Source organism: Polynucleobacter nymphae (assembly GCF_018882155.1).
GTDB lineage: Bacteria > Pseudomonadota > Gammaproteobacteria > Burkholderiales > Burkholderiaceae > Polynucleobacter > Polynucleobacter nymphae.
Window position 1 is genome coordinate 132,610 of record NZ_JACVPA010000002.1, and the last position, 19,376, is coordinate 151,985.

The window sequence follows — 19,376 nt, forward strand, 5'->3', positions numbered from 1 at the left end:
TAGTAGCTCTATAAAAAATGGAGCGTATTTGATAGTGTTAAAGGCTTTATCAGTGGTACAAGGTGTGTGCAAGTAAAGCCCCTTAATAAATTAGGGCTTGACTATTGTATTCGATCGATTACAATAGTCCGAATACAATCTTGTAATGATTAGAGTTCTTGAAACAGAAGTATTTCGTAAGTGGCTAGATGGAATTCAAGATATATCAATTCGCATCCGCTTAGTAAGGCGCCTAGAAAAGGCTCAGCGCGGTAATTTCGGAGATGTAAAGCAACTAACAGAAGATATTTATGAGATGCGAGAATTTTTTGGTTGTGGTTGGCGCATGTATTACTTGAGAGAAGATAGCACTATCATCCTAATGTTAGGTGGTGGTAGTAAGAAGACTCAGTCATCTGATATCAAGCGTGCCAAGCAGTTAGCAAATGAATTGAGGAGTTAAATGAAAAAAATACAAAAAACTAAAATTTCATCATTACCTGAATTTGATATCGTACGTCATTTAAAAAGTAAAAAAGCGATGTCCGAGTACTTGAATCAGGTTATTGCAGAAGGTGATGATGCGGAGTTAGCAGCAGCCTTAGGCCATATAGCAAGAGCCAAGGGGATGGCTCAGATTTCTGAGCTCACTGGCATCACAAGAGAAGCTCTTTATAAGGCACTTAAACCGAATACCAAGCCACGTTTTGACACGGTATCCAAAGTAATTCAAGCTTTAGGAATGCGTATTGCCGTTCACGCTTAAGCAGCTAAGGCTTTTTCTGGCTCTACTACTGATGAGCGGATCAGGTAATCAAATGCTGCCAAGGAAACTTTTGCCCCATCACCCATGGCAATAATGATTTGCTTGTATGGCACAGTAGTGCAGTCACCTGCTGCAAATACACCAGGCATTGAGGTTGCGCCTTTATGGTCAACCATAATTTCACCATACTTTGAGAGCTCAACCGTACCCTTTAACCAATCAGTATTTGGTAACAAGCCAATTTGTACAAAGATGCCTTCAAGCTCAACAGTATGTTCAGTATTATTTTCGCGATCTTGGTAGCGCAATCCATGAACCTTAGCCCCATCTCCTAACACCTCTTTGGTGAGGGCGCTCTTAATGACTGTAATGTTTGAAAGGCTATTAAGCTTGGTCTGCAAAACAGCATCTGCGCGTAATTTGCTATCAAACTCGATCAAGGTCACATGACTGACGATCCCTGCCAAGTCAATCGCTGCTTCAACGCCAGAGTTGCCGCCGCCAATAACAGCGACACGCTTACCTTTAAACAATGGGCCATCGCAATGCGGGCAGTAGGCTACGCCTTTATTGCGATATTCCTGTTCACCAGGTACATTCATTTCTCTCCAGCGCGCTCCAGTACTCAGAATGATCGATTTACTCTTTAGTATTGCACCATTAACTAAGTCAACTTCAAAGCCATCATCGGTTTTACGCAATCCATTGGCGCGCTGTAAATTCATAATGTCTACTTCATAGCTTTTCACATGCTGTTCAAGGGCTTGAACTAATTTAGGCCCTTGAGTTTCTTGTACGGAGATAAAGTTCTCGATACCCATAGTGTCCATGACTTGACCGCCAAAACGTTCTGCAACAATGCCCGTCCGAATACCTTTACGGGCGGCGTAGATCGATGCAGCTGCGCCAGCAGGGCCGCCACCAATGATCAACATATCAAAACCATCCTTAGCATTGAGTTTCGCAGCATCTTTCTGTGGACTATTAGTGTCAAGTTTAGTAACGATCTCTTCAACCGTCATTCGCCCTTGTCCAAAGACTGCGCCATTCATAATGACTGTAGGTACTGCCATGATTTCATGTTGGTCTACTAGACCTTGGAAGAGGGCGCCATCAATCATCTCGTGCTCGATGTTTGGATTGAGCACGGCCATGAGGTTTAATGCCTGGACTACGTCTGGGCAGTTATGGCATGACAAAGAAATGAAAGTCTGAAAATGCAGTTTTCCTTCGATGCCGCGGATGCGCTCAATGATGTCTTGCTCAACTTTAGGTGGGTAGCCACTAGATTGCAAAATTGCCAAGATAAAAGAAGTCATCTCATGACCCATTGGTAAGCCAGAGAATGCAATACGTGAAACCTCACCAACTTTACTAACAGTAAAGCTTGGGATGTTCGTAGATTGCCCATTAGTAGACACAGTAATTTTGTCAGATAGCTCAGCTACTTCATTTAAGAGCTCGAGCATTTGTGCCGAGTTTTCACTAGTATCTACAGTTGCTGTTAAAACGATTGGGCTAACAATTTTCTCAAAGTAGGCCTGCAGTTGAGTTTTGATATTGTTATCTAACATGATGATTCCTTAATATAAATTAGGTGAGTCTATTGGGCAGGATCTAGTCCTCTCCAATAGACTCTCCGAAGAGAGTCTGTTTGGTTAAAGCGTATCGCTGATTTAGATCTTACCTACGAGGTCTAAAGATGGAGTCAAAGTTGCTGCGCCTTCTTTCCATTTAGCTGGGCAAACTTCACCTGGGTGAGCAGCTGTGTACTGAGCAGCTTTCAGCTTGCGTAAGGTCTCGCTAACGTCACGAGCGATTTCATTGGAATGAATTTCTGCAGTCTTGATGATGCCTTCTGGATTGATGATGAAGGTACCACGCAACGCTAAGCCTGCTTCTGGAATATGGACACCAAATGCATTTGTCAAGGTATGGGTTGGGTCTCCAACCAATGGAAACTTTGCTTTACCTACAGCTGGTGAAGTCTCATGCCAAACTTTGTGGGAGAAATGCGTATCGGTTGTGACGATGTACACCTCAGCACCAATTTTTTGAAATTCAGCATAGTTATTCGCTGCATCTTCAATTTCGGTAGGGCAGTTAAAGGTAAAAGCTGCTGGCATAAAAATAAGCACAGACCATTTACCTTTGAGGGTCTCGTCAGTAACAGTCACAAACTTACCATTGTGGAATGCTTCGGTTTTAAATGGCTGTACTGCTGTATTAATAATAGACATCATGTTCCTTTCAGGGGTTGAAAAATTTAACAACTGGATGAATTATGGCCCTATTGCTTATATCGTTCAAATGAATTAATATGATCTTATCAATCTATTTATTAGATAACAGAAAGGGCTCAATATGGCTGCATTACCCACTATTAAGCAATTGCGCTATTTAATTGCGCTTAGTGAAACCTTGAGCTTTACTAAAGCCGCCCAAATCTGCTTTGTTGGCCAGTCTACTTTGAGCGCTGGTCTAAAGGAATTAGAAGACAGTTTAGGTGTTCAATTGGTAGAGCGTGATAAACATTCAGTTTCTGTCACTCCAATTGGGCGTGGCGTGGTTGAGCGGGCGCAACGCTTAATTGTGCAGGCAGATGATTTAGTGGACTTTGTGGAGGGCTCTGCTGGGTCAATGGTGGGTGTGATTAAGTTAGGCGTAATACCAACGATAGCTCCTTTTCTCCTGCCAACTCTATTGCCTCAGATGCGAGAGCAGTTTCCAAAACTGAAGGTTGTATTGAGGGAGGACTTATCAGCCAATCTGATTGATAAGTTAAATCGCCACGAATTGGACTTTGCTTTAATCGCGCTACCTTACGATACCGAGGGCTTTCTCATTAAAGAATTATTTGATGATGAGTTTTGGGTAGTGGGTAGCCAAAATGACCCAGCTCTTAAAGGTAAAGAGGTGCAGTTAAACAATAAATTGACTGACCGCATTTTGTTATTAGAGGAAGGCAATTGCTTGCGTGACCACACTGTGAAGGCATGTAAGAGAAGTGCAGTTGCCAATCACTATGGAATTGAGGCAACAAGCTTACTTACCTTGCTGCAAATGGTCGAATCTGATTTGGGTATCGCGCTATTGCCCGCAATGGCAGTGAAGTCTGGGCTATTAAAGCAAACGAAGTTAATAGCGAAGCCTTTAACTGCACCAGCCCCTAAGAGAAGAATTGCTTTAATTGCAAGACCATCAACCGCTAGGATTGAAGAATTTAATGCCCTAGTCAAGGTGATGAAGAGTTAAAGAATATTTTGCAATCAAACGCACATTAGCTTTATTTATGGCGACACTTAAGGCACCAGATCCATGCCGCTTCTTTTAATGGGGCCAGCGGACTCTTGAGATCTTAAGTATTCGATTAGTTTTTTCGCATTCTCTGGATGTGCAGAGTTGACTACTATTGCTGCTGCAAAGGTTTGAATCAGTTGTACGTCATTGGGTATTGGGCCAATGTAATCAATTCCCGGCACATTAACTAATTCGCTACTGGGTTGAATTGCTATATTTGCACCTCTTGCTGCTAAAAGGTCGGTTGCTTGAGAGCCACGCTCAGTGACTTGCACCGTAATTTGATCTTCAATCTTGAGTCGTGGAAAAACTTCGGTAGTTAAATAAATACCGCTTGTACTGCCAGGAACTACAATTTTTTGGGCCTTAACTAGCGCCTCCCTGAAGGATTTCAGGTTGCTGATATCTGGCTTTTGCCCGCCTACTGGCACTGCTAACCCTAAGGGCGCACGTGCTAGATCGGCATCTGATTTAGGAAGAATTTTATCCATGGCAATTAATTCAGCAAGTCCTTCACGGGAAAGAATTACTACATCTGCGCTTGTGCCAGCGAGAAGTTGGGCTTTAATTGTCTTGGGCCCAGAACCTTGAGATGCCCCCGATTTTGTGATGACTTTAATGCCAGTCATTCTTTCAAAGGAAGGAAGCATTTGATTGTAGGGCCCCTGAAAACCGCCCGAGATTATGACTTCAAGTTGGGCCATTGCAGGAGCGCTTAGTATGAAAAAGAGTGCATATGCAAAAAAATATTTCAAGTAACAGCCTATTTATTTTGATTTAATAAATTTTTGAGCTCGTTTTCCAGTGTCGACTTCTGTGGTGTAGACGCTGCCTTCAGAATCAACTGCAATATTGTGGACCCAGTGAAAGTCACCTGCATTTCTGCCGCTTCTGCCAAAGGATCCTACTTTTTGTCCAGTATCACGTACTAGTACAGTAACTTCATTATTGGTGCCATCAGCAATCAAAATATACTTTTGACTTGCATCTGAAGGAATCAAATCCCATACCGATCCGGAGCCCCGAGTATCAGTTTCATATGCCATTTCACGTATAAATTTCCCATTTTTTTCGAATACTTGAATTCGATTATTTGCTCTATCGCAAACATATAGGCTGTTGTCTTTCATAAGGCGAACACAATGCACTGGATTGGCAAATTGCGTTGATGCCGGATTAAAATTCGGCATCTTTTCGTCACTAGGAGTATTTCCGTAGGCACCCCAATGGCGTTTGTATGTTCCAGTATTCGAATCAAACACAATTACGCGTTTATTCAAATAGCCATCGGCAATATAGACTTCATTTGCAATTGGATCGACATTCATGTGGGCAGGACGACCAAGCTGAGTAGTGTCATTACTACCGAGGCTTGCACCAGGAGAACCAATCTGCAGAAGAAACTTTCCTTGTTTAGTAAATTTTAGAATCATGTGATCAGTTTGATCGTTGCCACCAATCCAAACATTATCATTTGGGTCGATATAAATCCCATGTTCGTTTTTGGGCCAGTTGTAACCGTTGCCTGCACCACCCCATGCCTGTAATAGATTTCCGTTTTTATCGAACTCAAGAACAGGTGGAGCAGGGATACAGCATTTTGATCTTTTAGGGTTTAGCGTGGCACCCTTCTCATCGTCTGTGACAGTGAGTGGTCGATGAATAATCCATACATGATCATTTTTATCGGTAGCTACTCCTGCTACTTGCCCCAATATCCAATTATTAGGTAATGCCTTTGGCCAATAAGGGTCAACTTTGTATTGTGGCGCCTTTGTGCTCGATTGGTTCTGGGAAAATGCGCTGCAACTTACAGCTACCAATAGGATGAGAAGACCACGTTGAATCATTTTTTTCATAGAATTCTCCTTAGCGACTTGCTGGTTTTGATAAATAATTTAATGACTGAGCTTCGCTCTTTAGCGGCGTCACCTTATCTGGATCAAACCGTATCATGAGGTAATTAATGTGGTCTGGGATCTCAGTAAACCAATGTCCTGTTCCTGCCGGGATTACTACGACGTCTCCTGGCTGTAGATTGCGCGAAATACCATTCAGAATTTCGCTGCCATTATTTCCTGGGCCATTAAATTCAACTACCGTTTTTTGTGTTGCTGGTCTGCGTTGGCGTTTGGTGATATCAGGCCCAAGTACCAATGTTCCAGAGCCAGAAATGATGTGATAGACCTCACTAATTTGATCATGTTCTGCTACTGAGTCTGGATTTGGAGCATCAAGCTTGCCGCGGTAGACCATACCGATACCCACTCTTGCTTTGCCAATATCAATATCTCGCACCTGTTGGTCAATGTGACCTTCTTGAATCGCTTTTTTGGTATAGGCATTTAGTTCATCTATGGGTATAAATGTTCCTGGACACATATAGCAAGTTGGCTGAGGGTCGGTAGGGTTTACTTTTGGCTGGGCTGCCAGCGAAGCACAAATAAAAAATGAGGCAATGCCATATAGATATCTCATTCTATTTCCTTTTCGGTTACTCTTTGTAAAGAGCTTACTCTCAAATACCCTCTCAGATATTCAATTGTCGGGTTATCCCTTAGGGTTGTTTACTAGGTAGCATGTTAGATTTTCTCTTAGAAAGATAAGTGAAAAAATCATACTTGGAGGCAGTTATGAAATTATGTGGCATAACAAAACTATGCATCGTTATTGCATCAGTCATCGTATTTTCTTCGCAGGCGCAAGCTCAAGCAACGGCAAAAGATTTTGTAGTCATTAAGCCAGATCAAGTAGTCTGGGGGGATGCTCCTGCTGGTGTTAAAACAGCAGTTCTTTATGGGGATCCAAATAAACCTGGCATGTATGTTGTCAGAAATATATTTCCAGAGGGCGTTATGAGTACCCCACATTCTCACTCTCAAGATCGTTTTGTAACCGTAATTAAGGGCACTTGGTATGCAGGTACTGATGCAAGTTGGGACCCTGCTACAACCGTAGGTTTACCTGCGGGTAGCATGATGTTTCATCCTGCTGGCGTAGTTCATTTTGATGGCGCCTTGAAAGGTGCAACAGAAATACAAATTATTGGTATGGGCCCCGTCTCTACTACCAGCGTTTACCCTAAAGAAGGGCGGTTCGGAGCTCCTCGTAAGCTCAATTAAATAGCGACCCCCATATAACAGTAATGAATAGGATCGATTTTTGGAAATCAATCCAATGTGGGCTCAGTATTCAGTTATTCTGATTGCTTAATCTTTCCTAGGGTAGATGCGCATGACGAGTCGACGTCAGTTCATTGGGGCCACGGCCTCTTTACTGCTTCCTTTGCCTTCATGGGCACAGTCATTCCCCACAAAACCAATTCGCTACATTGTCCCAGTAGCTGCTGGGGGCGGTAATGACATGATTGCGCGGGTAGTCACCGAAAAGTGGGGCCGCATCCTTGGTCAAACTTTCGTGGTTGAAAACCAGAGTGGCGGTGGCGGAGTGATCGCTTGCCAAACAACGATGCGCGCAGCGCCAGATGGATACACTCTAATGCAGGGGTATGTCGCTACGCATGGTACAAATCCAGCAACCAGAAAAGTACCCTATGATGCTATTAAGGATTTCACTCCCATCGGAATGATTGGCGCAACACCCAATGTACTCATTGTGAATAGTCAAGTGCCTGTAAAAAACATGAGGGAGTTCATTGACTACGCCCGTAAGAATCCTGGAAAGTTAAGTTACGGTACTGCTGGTCAAGGTTCACTCACTCATATGACAATGGAGTTGTTTAAACAGGAAACTGGCCTCTTTATTCTTCATATTCCTTATCGAGGGATTGCTCCTGCATTTAATGATTTGCTTGGGGGGCAGACGCAAACTATGTTTCCTGGTTTAGCAGCTGCACTGCAGTACATTCAGTCTGGTAGGGTGCGTGCATTAGCAGTGACTGGACCTAAACGTAGCCCTGTATTGAAAGATGTGCCAACAATGGAGGAGCTGGGGTTCAAGGGCTTTGATGCTATGCAATGGTACGGCACTGTTGGACCGCTTGGCATTCCTGCTGATATTGTGAAGCGTTTGAATGAAACACAAGTAGCTACTTTAAAGTTACCAGAAATGCGTGAGAAATTGGCGATTGAAGCAGTTGAACCAATGCCAATGTCTCCCGAACAATTTAGCCAATTTATTAAGAATGAAGTGAAGCGGTGGAGTGCATTAGCTAAAGCAAGAAATATACAACTGGAAGAATAGGGTATGGCAAAAAAATTACGCGTAGGAATTTTGGAGGGTGATGATATTGGGCATGAGATTGTGCCGGTTGCCGTCGAGGTTGCTAAAGCAGCTGCTCTCCTTTATGGAGTTGAGATTGAATGGGTTCCATTGCCAATTGGTCGTCGCGCTCTCGATACGCGCGGACATACCCTTCCACCAGAGACCCTAGAGTCTCTTCATACTTTAGATGGCTGGATTTTGGGGCCTATTGGTCATCGAGCCTACCCAAAGCAGCCTAATGCCATTAATCCACATCCAATTTTGCGTAAGCAATTTAATCTATTTGCCAATGTTCGGCCAACCCGCTCTTATCCTGATATTGGCTGTATTCGAGATGATATTGATTTAGTCATCGTTCGTGAAAACAATGAAGGCTTTCAGCCTGACCGAAATATGCTGGTCGGAAGTGGGGAGTTTCGCCCAAGCGATGAAATCACTTTATCTGTCCGTGTGATTACTAGAACGGGCAGTCGTCGTGTTGCTCAAGCTGCTTTTGAGTTAGCTCGTCAGCGTCGCAATCATCTAACATATGTGCATAAGGATACTGTCTTTAAGTTAGGATGCGGCATGTTTGTAGAGGAGTGTAAAAAACTTGCTTCTGAATATCCTGATGTTTTAGTTGATGATGTCATCGTCGATACTTTTGCAATGCGCTTGGTTCGAGACCCACAAAACTTTGATGTGGTGGTGACAACGAATATGTTTGGCGATATTTTGTCAGATGAAGCTGCTGGCTTGGTGGGTGGCTTAGGTATGGCGCCGGGACTATGTATTGGGGATGGAGACGTAGTAATGGCTCAAGCCACTCACGGTTCTGCTCCAGATATTGCTGGCAAGGGGATTGCAAATCCTTATTCAATGATAGAGTCAACCCGTATGCTATTTGATTGGTTAGGACATAGTCGCAAGATTCCAGAGGCAGTAGCCATGGCTAAGGCGATGTCAGACGCTACGACTTTAGCCTTGCTAGATCCAAATGCAAGAACGGGCGATATTAATGGAAGGGGTAACACTGCTTCGATGACTAAAGCAGTATTGCAGGCTTTGAAATAAAACTGTGGTGATGTTTTTTTTGGTATGAGTTATTAGAATATAAAAAAGGAGTAGATATGAGTGAACATAACCATCAGGATGAACAACGTCGCCAATTATTGACATGGCTTGCAGCAAGTCCCCTGTTTGCACTCGCTGGAAATCAAAGCGTGATGGCTGATGAAGCAAAGGAACTCACCAGAAACTTTACAAAACGTCCTGACCCGATGGTTTGGGCACCAAACACGCCATTAGATTTGATTGCTAGTCCAAAAGACGCAATTAATGTTTTTGATTTTGAGCCTGTAGCCTTTACTAAGGTTCCCCCAGCCCATTTTGCTTATATGGCCTCTGGTATAGATGACGAAGTTACCTTGAGGGCCAATCGCAGTTCTTTCTTAAAATATCAACTACGCCCAAGGCGCTTGCGCGATGTTAGTCAAATAGATACATCAGTCACTTTATTTGGATCTCGCTGGAAGTCTCCTATTATTATTGCGCCAACAGGAGGTAATAAAGCCTATGATCCTGAGGGTGAAATTGCGGTAGCTAGGGCTGCACGAGCAGGTGGGTTTCTGAATGTTCTTTCAAATGCTGGCGGCTCTACTATCGAAGAGGTGATAGCAGCACGCCAAGGCGAGGTGTGGTTTCAGTTGTATGCAACCTCAAGTCCAGAAGTTGCAAAACAGGTTATCCGCCGCGTAGAAAAGGCGGGGGCTCCTGTTTTAGAAATTACAGTAGATCGAAATGGCGGAAGAAATCAAGAAACTTTTGCTCGATTAAAAAAATTAGATCCCAGAAACTGCGCTGGTTGCCATATTCATGGATTTGGGAGTGCGCAAGAGCGGCCTAATTATGATGGCATTGATATGACAGGTGTCAAATTGTCATCAAACAATATGACTTGGGACTTTATTAAGCAAGTTCGCGATACCACGAAAATGAAAATTATTATCAAAGGCATTTTGACTGAAGAAGATGCCAAACTCTGTCTTAAGTACGGGGTTGATGGCATTCATGTATCTAATCATGGCGGTAGAAGTGAAGATGGCGGGCGAGGATCAATAGAATGCCTGCCAGAGGTTGCAAGGGTTGCAAAAGGTAAGGTGCCTATCCTCTTTGACAGTGGTATTCGGAGAGGTAGTGATGTTTTTAAGGCAATGGCACTAGGTGCTAATGCGGTATGTGTTGGTCGGCCTTACTTATGGGGCTTAGGTGCTTTTGGACAACCAGGTGTTGAGCGTGTAATGGAAATTTTGCAAACAGAATTTAAATCAACCATGCAGCAGATGGGAGCTGCGAATATTGCAGCTATTCAGGAGTCAATGATTTACAAGGGGTGAGGCTAAGTCGGGCTAACTCAAAATATTGCTTCAATAACATTCTTTTTTGGTAAATCATGAATAAAACAATCTTAACTTGTGCAGTAACAGGCAATCTCACCAAACCCGAGATGACTCCTTACCTGCCAATTACCCCAGCTCAAATTGCAGAGTCATGCTTAGGTGCTGCTGATGCAGGAGCCGCAGTAGTGCATATTCATGTGCGCGATCCTGATACCGGTAAGCCATCCATGGATTTAAACCATTACGCCGAAGTGATGCGTTTAATCAAGGCAAAAAATCAAGAGCTGATTATTAATTTGACTACAGGCCCTGGCGGCAGGTATGTTCCAAACGAAGATGATCCTAAGGTGTTTGCACCAGGAACTACTTTATGTAATCCACTCAAAAGAGTAGAGCATGTTGCGCAGCTAAAGCCAGATATTTGCTCTTTGGATTTAAACACTATGAACTCAGGTGGGGATGTTGTAATGAATACGCCATCTAACGTGCGCAAGATGGCTAAAGTGATTCGGGATTCAGGAGTCATGCCTGAACTCGAGATCTTCGATACCGGCGATCTGAATCTGGCTAAAGATTTATTGCAGGACGGAACGATTGATGGCCCAGGGCTATTTACTTTTGTGATGGGCGTGAAGTACGGCTTAAATACCGACCCAGCTACTTTGTTATACATGCGAGATCAACTCCCTCAGGGTGCGAATTGGGCTGCTTTTGGCATTAGTCGTGCTGAGTATCCAATCGTTGCTCAAGCTTGGTTATATGGCGGTCACGTGCGCGTTGGCATGGAAGACAATATCTACCTTAGTAAGGGCGTGCTCTGCAAAACCAATGCTGAGTTGGTCCTTAAAGCAAAGGCCTTAATCGAAAGCATGGGTGGCGAGCTAGCCTCTGCAAGTGAAGCGCGTAAGATGCTGGGCTTACAGTCTTCGCAGTAAATGAATCTGTGATTTACTCGCGTGGGATCTTTGCCTGAACAGCAACGTCTTCCCATTTTTTCTTTTCGGCCGCTACAAATAGATCGGTGTTAGCAGGGGTATCACCAATTCCCCATCCACCTAAATCTTTCCACTTCGCTTTCGTTTCAGGTGAATTCAATACTTTTTTCAGTGCAGCATAAATCTTGTCTACTACAGGCTGAGGCGTTTTAGCTGGCACAAATAGACCAAACCAAGCAATCACTTCAAAGTTAGGGTAGCCCGCTTCTTGCATAGTGGGTACATCTGGTAGATCAGGGTTACGGGTTTTGCTAGTAACTGCCAAGGCGCGCAGTTTTCCACTGCGAATGTGTTCCATGGAGCTCGGTAAGTTATCAATCATCATCGTTACTTGCCCTGCTAATAAGTCAATCAGAGCAGGGCCTGCGCCTTTATAAGGCACATGAACAATATCAATCCCAGACATATTTTTAAACAATTCACCTGACATGTGAATTGACTGTCCTCTGCCCGAGGAGGCAAATGAATATTTGCCGGGATTTGCTTTAGCCAGCGCCACAAACTCAGCGACGGTCTTAGCGGGGAAGGCAGAGTTCACTACCATCACATTAGGAGTGGCCAAAACTACGCTAATAGCCCTCATATCCTCTGATTTATATGGCAAGCTTTTATATAAAGCATAGTTAATAGCATTGGTACCAATATTACCCATCGCCATTGTGTAGCCATCTGCTGGACTAGCAATTAATGCTTGCAGGGCAATAATTCCGGCAGCACCTGCTTTATTTTCAACTAATACTGATTGTCCTAGCTCTCTTCCGAGTTGATCTGCAAGCGCTCGAGATGCAATATCGGTAGTCCCTCCAGGAGCAGCTGTAACAATAATTTTGAGGGGCTTAGATGGAAATACATCAGCTGCTTGGCAAAATGTTGTCAAGGCCGAAAAGCTAATGAGAATACTGGCGAATGTTTTTAAACTAGCTTGATAGCACACGATAGTCCCCTTGATGGTGGATATGAATTTATCAAATCATTATAGGGTTGGCAGGATTGCTTTGATAGAGGATGCTTCATTGGTAAAAGCCCTAGGTTTTGAGCATAAATCGGCTTAAAAGAGCCTCATATAACAAGGCATTACAAATCTTGGAAATTCATACCAGAGTGGCGCTCTGAACTTGAAGGATCAAGGCCTACAAAAGATCGCGTGGGTTATGATTTCTGTAGTCGCTCAGGTAAGATGTTTTTAAAATCAGCCAAGCTTGATTTCTATAGGGCAATGAAATGCAATTTGACTTTCACTCAACACACTCCATCATCGTAGAGCGGGGCGGGTCTGCTAATTTAGCCAAACGTATTGTTGAGCGTGGCGGTAAATCCGTACTCATTGTGACTGATCCCGGTGTTTTATCAGCCGGATTATTAAATAAGGCACTTCCTCAATTTAAGGAGCTCGGACTTTCTCTGCAAGTTTTTTCAGATGTAGAGGCTGATCCACCAGTTTCTGTGATTGAGAGCGCTGTAAAGCTTGCTCAGAAATGTTCAGCAGATTTCATTGTTGGATTTGGCGGCGGTAGCTCAATGGATGTTGCCAAGTTGGTAGCGCTCCTAGCGCCCGGGAAAGAAAAGTTGGGCGATGTATATGGTATCGGTATGGCTAAAGGCCCACGACTATCACTCATATTAGTTCCCACGACCGCAGGAACAGGTTCTGAGGTCACTACTATTTCCATCGTCACAGTCAGTGAGAGTGAGAAGAAAGGCGTGGTATCTCCAAAGCTCTTGCCCGATGTTGCCTTGCTAGATGCTGAACTGACCTTGGGATTGCCACCACACGTTACAGCAGCAACTGGCATTGATGCAATGGTTCACGCGATTGAAGCATTTACTACTAAGCGCTTAAAAAACCCAGTCTCTGATTGTTTGGCAAAAGAAGCACTCAGATTATTAGCTGGTAATCTTCATGCGGCAGTAAACAAGGGTAATGACATCGTGGTCCGTGAGAACATGCTCTTAGGCGCTTGCCTAGCCGGTATGGCATTTACGAATGCGCCAGTTGCGGGGGTACATGCATTGGCATATCCAATTGGAGCTAGATTTCATGTATCACATGGCTTATCTAATTCTTTAATGTTAGGTCCTGTGATGCGCTTTAATATTGAACAAGCGCATGGTATGTACGCGCAACTTGGACAAATCATCAAGCCAGGCTTGCAAGGCTCCACCACAGAGCAAGCAGCCCAGCTAGCAGATTATTTGGGTGGCCTTGCTGGTGACTTGGGGTTAGCAAAGGGATTGCTAGAAGTCGGCATTACCTCAGATGATGTTGACCAGTTAGCAAGAGATGCCATGCTCCAAACTCGCTTACTACAAAATAGTCCCCGTGAAATTACTTTAGCCGATGCTACTGCTCTTTATAAAGAGGCCTTATGAGTAATCAAAAATCTTCACCACCCACTCGCGCAGATTTTGTAGCGTTTGAAGAAGTCCATTCAAGATGGAATGACAATGATGTGTATGGGCATATTAATAATGCGGTGTACTACTCATTTTTTGATACAGCAGTCAATCGCTATTTGATTGAGCACAATGTATTAGATATCCATCATGATCAAGAAATAGGCTTTGTAGTTGAAACCCAATGCCAATATTTTGCGCCAATTGTGTACCCTGATTTAATTCATGTGGGATTAAAAATTGTTCACTTAGGAAAGAGCAGTATTCGTTATGAGGTTGCGATCTTCAAAAATAATGAGGATATTGCGTGTGCACTAGGGTACTTTGTGCATGTGTACGTAAACCGCTTGAGTAATAAATCTACGCCGATTCCACAAAACGTCCGGACAGCATTACAAGAGCTTGTTAAAGTCAGTTGAATTTGCTGCCAATTTTGTATTCTTATCGAAGATGCCCCTATGCGATGAGGGCGCGGATGGCACTTCAATATGCTGGTGTTCAAGTTGAGCACAGAGAGATTGAACTCAGAAATAAGCCCCAGTCTATGTTGCGCCTATCACCCAAAGGCACGGTTCCTGTTTTATGTATAGATGGACTCGTCCTAGATCAAAGCATCGATATCATGCAATGGGCGTTAAAGGCATCCGATCCAGATGGTTGGAGTGACCTTGATGAAAGTATTGCTCAGGCTTGGATTAAAAAAAATGATGAGCTATTCAAGAGCTTATTAGATCAATACAAATACCCCAATCGACATTCCGAATTAGATCAAGCAGTAGTTCTTGCTGATGCCATGGAGTTGCTGTTAAAGCCGATGGAAGTCGCGCTGGGGGCTAGTAAATATTTACTGGGCAACAAGATGACATGGGTAGATGTGGCCATTTTTCCATTTATTCGACAGTTCATGATGGTCGATCAGCAAAGGTTTGCGAAATTACCATTGCCTCATGTTCAAAGATGGTTGCGCCAACATATGGAGTCTGAGCTATTTATTTCAGTGATGGATAAACATCCCGCCTGGAGGGATTGAGCACATGAGGTTTTTTGCATCTTTAGCCCACTAAATACTTAGGATGTAGATAAGTTTTAAAAAAAGCAGGCAGCTATACAATCAAGTGATTGGCAATCTCAAAGATAGTTCTGTAGCATTTTTAATCCAGTACACCGAGTTTTTTGCCCGGATGGAAGAGTTTGCTGCTACTAATTTCCAGTTTTTTTAAAGCCTATCTTCTCGCCGCTTTGGTATATTTAGCGCTAGTTTCGGTGATTGTATTGCTTGCCAGAAGTATTGAAAAACGACTGCTCATACCAAGCACCTGAACCTATATTCTTATTTATCATTACTACTTTTGGTAAGCGACGCCGATGGATACTAAAACAGAATTACACCGTGGCTTAGGCCGCCGTCATATTGAAATGATTGCCATTGGCGGTTGTATTGGTACCGGCTTATTCATGGGCTCAGGCAAAACGATTTCATTAGCAGGGCCTGGGATCATTCTGATTTACGCTCTTACGGGTTTTATTCTCTACTTTGTGATGCGAGCCATGGGCGAGTTATTGCTCTACAACCTCAACTACAAATCCTTTGTTGATTTTTCAGAAGATATTTTGGGGCCTGCTGCAGGCTTTTTTGTAGGCTGGTCTTATTGGTTTGCTTGGATTGTGGCTGCCATCGCTGAAATTATTGCGATTACAGGCTATGTCTCTTTTTGGTTGCCAGACTTACCTGGTTGGGTTTCAGCGCTGGGCTTCATTCTCTTATTGCTGACTTTAAATCTCCTTACCGTGAAAGCATTTGGCGAGCTTGAATTTTGGATGGCCATCATTAAAGTAGTCGCCATTATTATTTTGATCGCTTTAGGTATTTATTTGTGCTTTATCGGTTTTGTGTCTTCCAGTGGAGTAGAGGCTAAGGTGAGTAATTTGTGGTCCTATGGGGGCTTTTTCCCTCATGGAGTATTTGGCTTGCTTGCGGGTTTACAGTCGACAATTTTTGCGTTTGCTGGTATAGAAATTGTCGGCACCATGATGGCGGAGTCAAAAAATCCCAAGGTCTTATTACCAGATGCTATTCATAAACTGCCGGTGCGCATCATGATCTTTTATATTGGTACAGTGGTTGTCTTGATGATGGTTACACCTTGGATCGACATATCGCCCGATGAAAGCCCTTTTGTGAGAATGTTTTCTTTAGTGGGTATGGTCAGCGCTGCATCCATCATTAACTTAGTAGTCATCAGCTCAGCAACTTCATCTAGTAATAGTGGGGTCTATGCCACTTCACGCATGTTATATGGCTTAGCAAAACAGCATCATGCACCCGCAGTCTTTGGTAAGCTGTCTGCTTACAAGATTCCCACAGGCGGAATCTTTTTGGCTACAGGCCTCATGCTCTCGGCTGCTTTAATTCTGACGACGACTAAATCAGTGATGTCCGCATTTGAACTCGTAGGTAGCGTAGCGGCCATCATCTTTATTTATATTTGGTCCATGATCTTGATTGCGTATTTAACTTACTGCAAACGACTCCCACAGGCTCATGATGAATCTGAGTTCAAAATGCCACTCAGCAAAGTGATGCCTTATGTTGCTTTTACTTTCTTTGCCATTGTCTTGTACGCACTGACTCTGAGTGATGAAACCCGCATTGCACTTTATTTCTTGCCGGTCTGGTTTATTGTTCTCGGTATTTTTTATCGCATCAAAACAAGGGGGAATGAACAACATCAAGTACTCTTAGCCAATTTCCGAGAAAAAGTGAATGCTCAGGAAGCAGCGGCTAAACTCTATCTATCGGGGGAAAAATGAAAAAATACATCTTAGTTTTTTGCGCTGTAATGGGTATTTCAGCAGTGGGCATCGCCGCCCCGCAAGAGCCTATTTTTTCAGTAGTTGAAAAAGAGCAAAAACTCTATTTAAATACTTTAAAAGAATTGGTATCGATTGAGTCTGGAAGTAGAGACCGCGAAGGCCTAGATAAGATATCGCAACTCATTTTTAATCGACTTAAAGCGCTTGGTGGCCAAGTCGAGTTTATCGAGCCAGATGCAAGCATGTATCGAATGCACGACACACCTGAAAAGCCTGGCCGCATGGTGAAAGCCGAATTCAAAGGTGCTGGAACCAAGAAAATACTCTTGATTGCGCATATGGATACCGTATATCTAAAAGGGATGTTGGCTAAGCAGCCATTTAGGGTTGATGGAGACCGTGCTTATGGCCTTGGGATTTCTGACGATAAGCAAGGAATAGCATTGATTTTGCACACCGTCGATAGTTTAAAAAAGTTGAAATTTAATGAGTATGGAAAAATTACGGTACTCATCAATGGCGATGAAGAAATCAGTTCACCGGCAGCACGAGCTTATTTCTCTAAGCTCGGTGCGGAGCATGACGCTACTTTTTCCTGTGAGGCATCACAAGCAAACTCAGATCGTATCGCCCTTACTACGGCAGGGATAGCGGCAGTTAATTTAAATATTACCGGGAAGGCCTCACATGCTGGCTCTGCTCCAGAGTTAGGGCGTAATGCCTTAGACGAACTTTCATTTCAGATTCAGCAGATGCGTGATTTATCTGATCCCAAAGAAGGAATCAAAATGAATTGGACCTTAGCAAATGCGGGCACTAATCGAAATGTTATACCTTCAGTTGCGTTTGCTACCGCTGATGTGCGGGTGATGAAGAAGGAAGATTTCGATGTGGTGGAGAAAAAGGTGAGAGAGCGTGTAAAAACGCAGCAAATACCGGATACTAAAATTGATCTTGGTTTTGAGCGCCGCCGCCCACCCTTGATTACCAGTCCACAGTCTTTACAAATGGCCGAATATGCAAAAAAAGTGTATGCAGAGATTGGCCGAGACTTAATTTTAGGAACAGTTGCTGCTGGTGGTGGAACAGATGCTGCCTTTGCAGCGCTTGACACTCAAAATCCAGTGATTGAAAGTATGGGCGTCCAAGGTTTTGGTGCGCACTCTAATGACGATGAATATATTTTAGTGAGCTCGATTACCCCAAGAATGTATTTACTTTCCCGCCTCATTATGGATATTTCTAAAGGTAAAGTTGGGAATAAGAATTAATTTCTCCATATATTAAAGAGTAATAAAACGATGAAGAATTTATCAGTTCGGCTAGGTTTATTAATGCTGCTTTGCTCTTTTATGGGAGTGCTGCCTTCGCTTGCACAAGCAGAGACATCTGCAGAGGCTGGGCAATATTTGGCCACTGCCGGCGATTGCACTTCTTGTCATACTGCACCTAGTGGGAAACCCTTTGCTGGCGGACTCAAAATGGCCAATCAGTTTGGGTATTTGCTAACGCCCAACATTACTCCAGACATCGCAACAGGTATTGGTTCCTATAGCAAAGATGATTTTTTTCGTGTTCTACATAACGGGGTAAATAAAAAAGACCAAGATCTCTATCCTTTTATGCCCTATGTTGCCTATACCAAAGTGACTAAAGAGGATTCAGATAAGATTTATGATTATTTGAGAACAGTTCCAGCCGTTTCTAACCCGATTGAAGTCAATCATTTAGATTTCCCTTTCAATATTCGTACCAGCATGATTGTCTGGCGAGAATTATTCTTCAAAGTGGGCTCCTATAAACCAGATCCCGCTCAATCTGATGTTTGGAATCGCGGCGCTTATTTGGTAGAGGGTCTGGGCCACTGTAGCGCTTGTCATTCCCCCCGAAACTTAATGGGGGCAATTGAAAATTCCAAGGCATACACAGGCTCTGTAATTGATGGCTGGTACGCTCTGAATCTCACCTCAAATCCGCTGACAGGTCTTGGAAAGTGGTCAGCTGAAGATATTGCAACTTATCTTAAAACGGGTTCTTATAAGGGTAAGACAACTGTATTAGGCCCGATGGAAGAGGTCGTACACAACAGTACTGGAAAATTGACTGATGCCGATTTATTGGCAATGGCTACTTATCTCAAATCCATACCCGCTAACTCAAGCTTATCGAATGATCGTAAAAAAGTGGATGCAAGCTATCTTGCCGGCACCAAACTGTATGTTGATAACTGTAGTGGCTGTCATCAGTCTTCTGGTAGAGGTATTACAGGTGTTATTCCACCTTTAGCAGGTAACCCTGTAGTCATTGCTGCTCAACCTAACAATATTATTAAGGTAATGATCCGTGGCATCCAGCGACGAGATGGTTATATTGCGATGCCATCATTTGCCTCTAGATTGAATGATCAAGAGATTTTGGATATTGCTAATTACGTCAGATCGAGCTGGGGAAATAGCTCCAATCCCAACGCCACCCGATCTTTAGTGAAAAATATTCGGGCTAATCCAGGAATTTAAGTAAGCTTTT

At 43.4% G+C, this 19,376-nt stretch carries 20 protein-coding genes; 14 read left to right on the plus strand and 6 right to left on the minus strand.

The genetic code is table 11. From position 1 onward, the window contains the following. Window positions 1–145: 145 nt before the first annotated feature. Both ICN29_RS09330 and ICN29_RS09335 read left to right on the plus strand, forming a co-directional pair. Window positions 146–442 carry a type II toxin-antitoxin system RelE/ParE family toxin gene (locus tag ICN29_RS09330; RefSeq protein WP_216132557.1) on the plus strand — a complete coding sequence of 99 codons (297 nt, stop codon included), beginning with the start codon at window positions 146–148 and terminating at the stop codon, window positions 440–442. Further along, window positions 443–745, plus strand: a complete 303-nt coding sequence (locus ICN29_RS09335; protein WP_216132559.1) for an addiction module antidote protein — start codon at window positions 443–445, stop codon at window positions 743–745. Here the strand turns inward: ICN29_RS09335 and ahpF are convergent. Next, complete coding sequence (ahpF, locus tag ICN29_RS09340; RefSeq protein ID WP_216132561.1) at window positions 742–2,319, minus strand: alkyl hydroperoxide reductase subunit F; 1,578 nt, start codon at window positions 2,317–2,319, stop codon at window positions 742–744. The two genes, ICN29_RS09335 and ahpF, sit on opposite strands and share 4 nt — an antisense overlap. 102 nt (window positions 2,320–2,421) lie before the next feature. Beyond that, window positions 2,422–2,985: an alkyl hydroperoxide reductase subunit C gene (gene ahpC / locus ICN29_RS09345; protein ID WP_216132969.1), complete on the minus strand. Its 564-nt coding sequence runs from the start codon at window positions 2,983–2,985 to the stop codon at window positions 2,422–2,424. Window positions 2,986–3,109: 124 nt separating this feature from the next. On the opposite strand from ahpC, the gene ICN29_RS09350 reads away from it, so the two are divergent. Further along, the gene (locus ICN29_RS09350) at window positions 3,110–4,000 is read left to right on the plus strand and encodes a hydrogen peroxide-inducible genes activator (RefSeq protein WP_216132563.1); all 891 of its coding nucleotides are present in this window, start codon (window positions 3,110–3,112) and stop codon (window positions 3,998–4,000) included. A gap of 47 nt (window positions 4,001–4,047) precedes the next feature. Here ICN29_RS09350 and ICN29_RS09355 read toward each other — a convergent pair whose 3' ends face one another. From ICN29_RS09355 to ICN29_RS09365, 3 genes are all read right to left on the minus strand, one after another. After that, window positions 4,048–4,749: a substrate-binding domain-containing protein gene (locus ICN29_RS09355; RefSeq protein WP_216132565.1), complete on the minus strand. Its 702-nt coding sequence runs from the start codon at window positions 4,747–4,749 to the stop codon at window positions 4,048–4,050. A 63-nt stretch (window positions 4,750–4,812) separates the two neighbouring features. Next, window positions 4,813–5,904: an NHL repeat-containing protein gene (locus ICN29_RS09360; RefSeq protein WP_216132567.1), complete on the minus strand. Its 1,092-nt coding sequence runs from the start codon at window positions 5,902–5,904 to the stop codon at window positions 4,813–4,815. A gap of 10 nt (window positions 5,905–5,914) precedes the next feature. Continuing rightward, window positions 5,915–6,523: a cupin domain-containing protein gene (locus ICN29_RS09365; RefSeq protein WP_216132569.1), complete on the minus strand. Its 609-nt coding sequence runs from the start codon at window positions 6,521–6,523 to the stop codon at window positions 5,915–5,917. A 155-nt stretch (window positions 6,524–6,678) separates the two neighbouring features. On the opposite strand from ICN29_RS09365, the gene ICN29_RS09370 reads away from it, so the two are divergent. The 5 genes from ICN29_RS09370 to ICN29_RS09390 all read left to right on the plus strand — a co-directional run bounded on the left by ICN29_RS09370 (window position 6,679) and on the right by ICN29_RS09390 (window position 11,582). Beyond that, window positions 6,679–7,167, plus strand: coding sequence for a cupin domain-containing protein (locus tag ICN29_RS09370; RefSeq protein ID WP_216132570.1), 489 nt, complete (start codon window positions 6,679–6,681; stop codon window positions 7,165–7,167). Between the two features lie 112 nt (window positions 7,168–7,279). Beyond that, window positions 7,280–8,248 carry a Bug family tripartite tricarboxylate transporter substrate binding protein gene (locus tag ICN29_RS09375; RefSeq protein WP_255538167.1) on the plus strand — a complete coding sequence of 323 codons (969 nt, stop codon included), beginning with the start codon at window positions 7,280–7,282 and terminating at the stop codon, window positions 8,246–8,248. A gap of 3 nt (window positions 8,249–8,251) precedes the next feature. Next, a complete protein-coding gene (locus ICN29_RS09380; protein WP_216132574.1) occupies window positions 8,252–9,322 on the plus strand; it encodes an isocitrate/isopropylmalate dehydrogenase family protein in 1,071 nt (356 codons plus the stop codon). A gap of 56 nt (window positions 9,323–9,378) precedes the next feature. Further along, complete coding sequence (locus ICN29_RS09385; protein ID WP_216132576.1) at window positions 9,379–10,644, plus strand: alpha-hydroxy acid oxidase; 1,266 nt, start codon at window positions 9,379–9,381, stop codon at window positions 10,642–10,644. Window positions 10,645–10,700: 56 nt separating this feature from the next. After that, window positions 10,701–11,582, plus strand: a complete 882-nt coding sequence (locus ICN29_RS09390) for a beta-keto acid cleavage family enzyme (RefSeq protein ID WP_216132578.1) — start codon at window positions 10,701–10,703, stop codon at window positions 11,580–11,582. A gap of 13 nt (window positions 11,583–11,595) precedes the next feature. Here the strand turns inward: ICN29_RS09390 and ICN29_RS09395 are convergent, their stop codons facing one another. After that, window positions 11,596–12,519: a Bug family tripartite tricarboxylate transporter substrate binding protein gene (locus ICN29_RS09395; protein WP_216861526.1), complete on the minus strand. Its 924-nt coding sequence runs from the start codon at window positions 12,517–12,519 to the stop codon at window positions 11,596–11,598. A 344-nt stretch (window positions 12,520–12,863) separates the two neighbouring features. On the opposite strand from ICN29_RS09395, the gene ICN29_RS09400 reads away from it, so the two are divergent. From ICN29_RS09400 to ICN29_RS09425, 6 genes are all read left to right on the plus strand, one after another. Further along, on the plus strand, window positions 12,864–14,012 hold the full coding sequence (locus tag ICN29_RS09400; RefSeq protein ID WP_216132580.1) for an iron-containing alcohol dehydrogenase: 1,149 nt from the start codon (window positions 12,864–12,866) through the stop codon (window positions 14,010–14,012). Next, complete coding sequence (locus ICN29_RS09405) at window positions 14,009–14,455, plus strand: acyl-CoA thioesterase (protein ID WP_216132582.1); 447 nt, start codon at window positions 14,009–14,011, stop codon at window positions 14,453–14,455. Before ICN29_RS09400 ends, ICN29_RS09405 begins: the two co-directional genes overlap by 4 nt. A gap of 14 nt (window positions 14,456–14,469) precedes the next feature. After that, window positions 14,470–15,066 carry a glutathione S-transferase gene (locus ICN29_RS09410; RefSeq protein WP_255538179.1) on the plus strand — a complete coding sequence of 199 codons (597 nt, stop codon included), beginning with the start codon at window positions 14,470–14,472 and terminating at the stop codon, window positions 15,064–15,066. Between the two features lie 335 nt (window positions 15,067–15,401). Beyond that, window positions 15,402–16,847, plus strand: a complete 1,446-nt coding sequence (locus tag ICN29_RS09415; protein ID WP_255538168.1) for an amino acid permease — start codon at window positions 15,402–15,404, stop codon at window positions 16,845–16,847. Continuing rightward, window positions 16,844–18,121 (plus strand): glutamate carboxypeptidase, encoded by a 1,278-nt coding sequence (locus ICN29_RS09420; RefSeq protein WP_216132584.1) that lies wholly within the window; start codon window positions 16,844–16,846, stop codon window positions 18,119–18,121. Before ICN29_RS09415 ends, ICN29_RS09420 begins: the two co-directional genes overlap by 4 nt. A 30-nt stretch (window positions 18,122–18,151) precedes the next feature. Then, window positions 18,152–19,366 carry a c-type cytochrome gene (locus ICN29_RS09425; RefSeq protein ID WP_216132586.1) on the plus strand — a complete coding sequence of 405 codons (1,215 nt, stop codon included), beginning with the start codon at window positions 18,152–18,154 and terminating at the stop codon, window positions 19,364–19,366. The last annotated feature ends 10 nt before the right edge of the window (window positions 19,367–19,376 follow it).

Excerpts from the sequence above, each read along its gene's own strand:
- ICN29_RS09380 (WP_216132574.1), top strand. The coding sequence starts at position 8,252 with ATGGCAAAAAAATTACGCGTAGGAATTTTGGAGGGTGATGATATTGGG.
- ICN29_RS09420 (WP_216132584.1), top strand. The coding sequence starts at position 16,844 with ATGAAAAAATACATCTTAGTTTTTTGCGCTGTAATGGGTATTTCAGCA.
- ICN29_RS09375 (WP_255538167.1), top strand. The coding sequence starts at position 7,280 with ATGACGAGTCGACGTCAGTTCATTGGGGCCACGGCCTCTTTACTGCTT.
- ICN29_RS09355 (WP_216132565.1), bottom strand. The coding sequence starts at position 4,749 with ATGGCCCAACTTGAAGTCATAATCTCGGGCGGTTTTCAGGGGCCCTAC.
- ICN29_RS09390 (WP_216132578.1), top strand. The coding sequence starts at position 10,701 with ATGAATAAAACAATCTTAACTTGTGCAGTAACAGGCAATCTCACCAAA.
- ICN29_RS09365 (WP_216132569.1), bottom strand. The coding sequence starts at position 6,523 with ATGAGATATCTATATGGCATTGCCTCATTTTTTATTTGTGCTTCGCTG.
- ICN29_RS09350 (WP_216132563.1), top strand. The coding sequence starts at position 3,110 with ATGGCTGCATTACCCACTATTAAGCAATTGCGCTATTTAATTGCGCTT.
- ICN29_RS09360 (WP_216132567.1), bottom strand. The coding sequence starts at position 5,904 with ATGAAAAAAATGATTCAACGTGGTCTTCTCATCCTATTGGTAGCTGTA.
- ICN29_RS09335 (WP_216132559.1), top strand. The coding sequence starts at position 443 with ATGAAAAAAATACAAAAAACTAAAATTTCATCATTACCTGAATTTGAT.
- ICN29_RS09370 (WP_216132570.1), top strand. The coding sequence starts at position 6,679 with ATGAAATTATGTGGCATAACAAAACTATGCATCGTTATTGCATCAGTC.
- ICN29_RS09405 (WP_216132582.1), top strand. The coding sequence starts at position 14,009 with ATGAGTAATCAAAAATCTTCACCACCCACTCGCGCAGATTTTGTAGCG.
- ICN29_RS09415 (WP_255538168.1), top strand. The coding sequence starts at position 15,402 with ATGGATACTAAAACAGAATTACACCGTGGCTTAGGCCGCCGTCATATT.
- ahpC (WP_216132969.1), bottom strand. The coding sequence starts at position 2,985 with ATGTCTATTATTAATACAGCAGTACAGCCATTTAAAACCGAAGCATTC.
- ICN29_RS09400 (WP_216132580.1), top strand. The coding sequence starts at position 12,864 with ATGCAATTTGACTTTCACTCAACACACTCCATCATCGTAGAGCGGGGC.
- ICN29_RS09425 (WP_216132586.1), top strand. The coding sequence starts at position 18,152 with ATGAAGAATTTATCAGTTCGGCTAGGTTTATTAATGCTGCTTTGCTCT.
- ICN29_RS09330 (WP_216132557.1), top strand. The coding sequence starts at position 146 with ATGATTAGAGTTCTTGAAACAGAAGTATTTCGTAAGTGGCTAGATGGA.
- ICN29_RS09385 (WP_216132576.1), top strand. The coding sequence starts at position 9,379 with ATGAGTGAACATAACCATCAGGATGAACAACGTCGCCAATTATTGACA.
- ahpF (WP_216132561.1), bottom strand. The coding sequence starts at position 2,319 with ATGTTAGATAACAATATCAAAACTCAACTGCAGGCCTACTTTGAGAAA.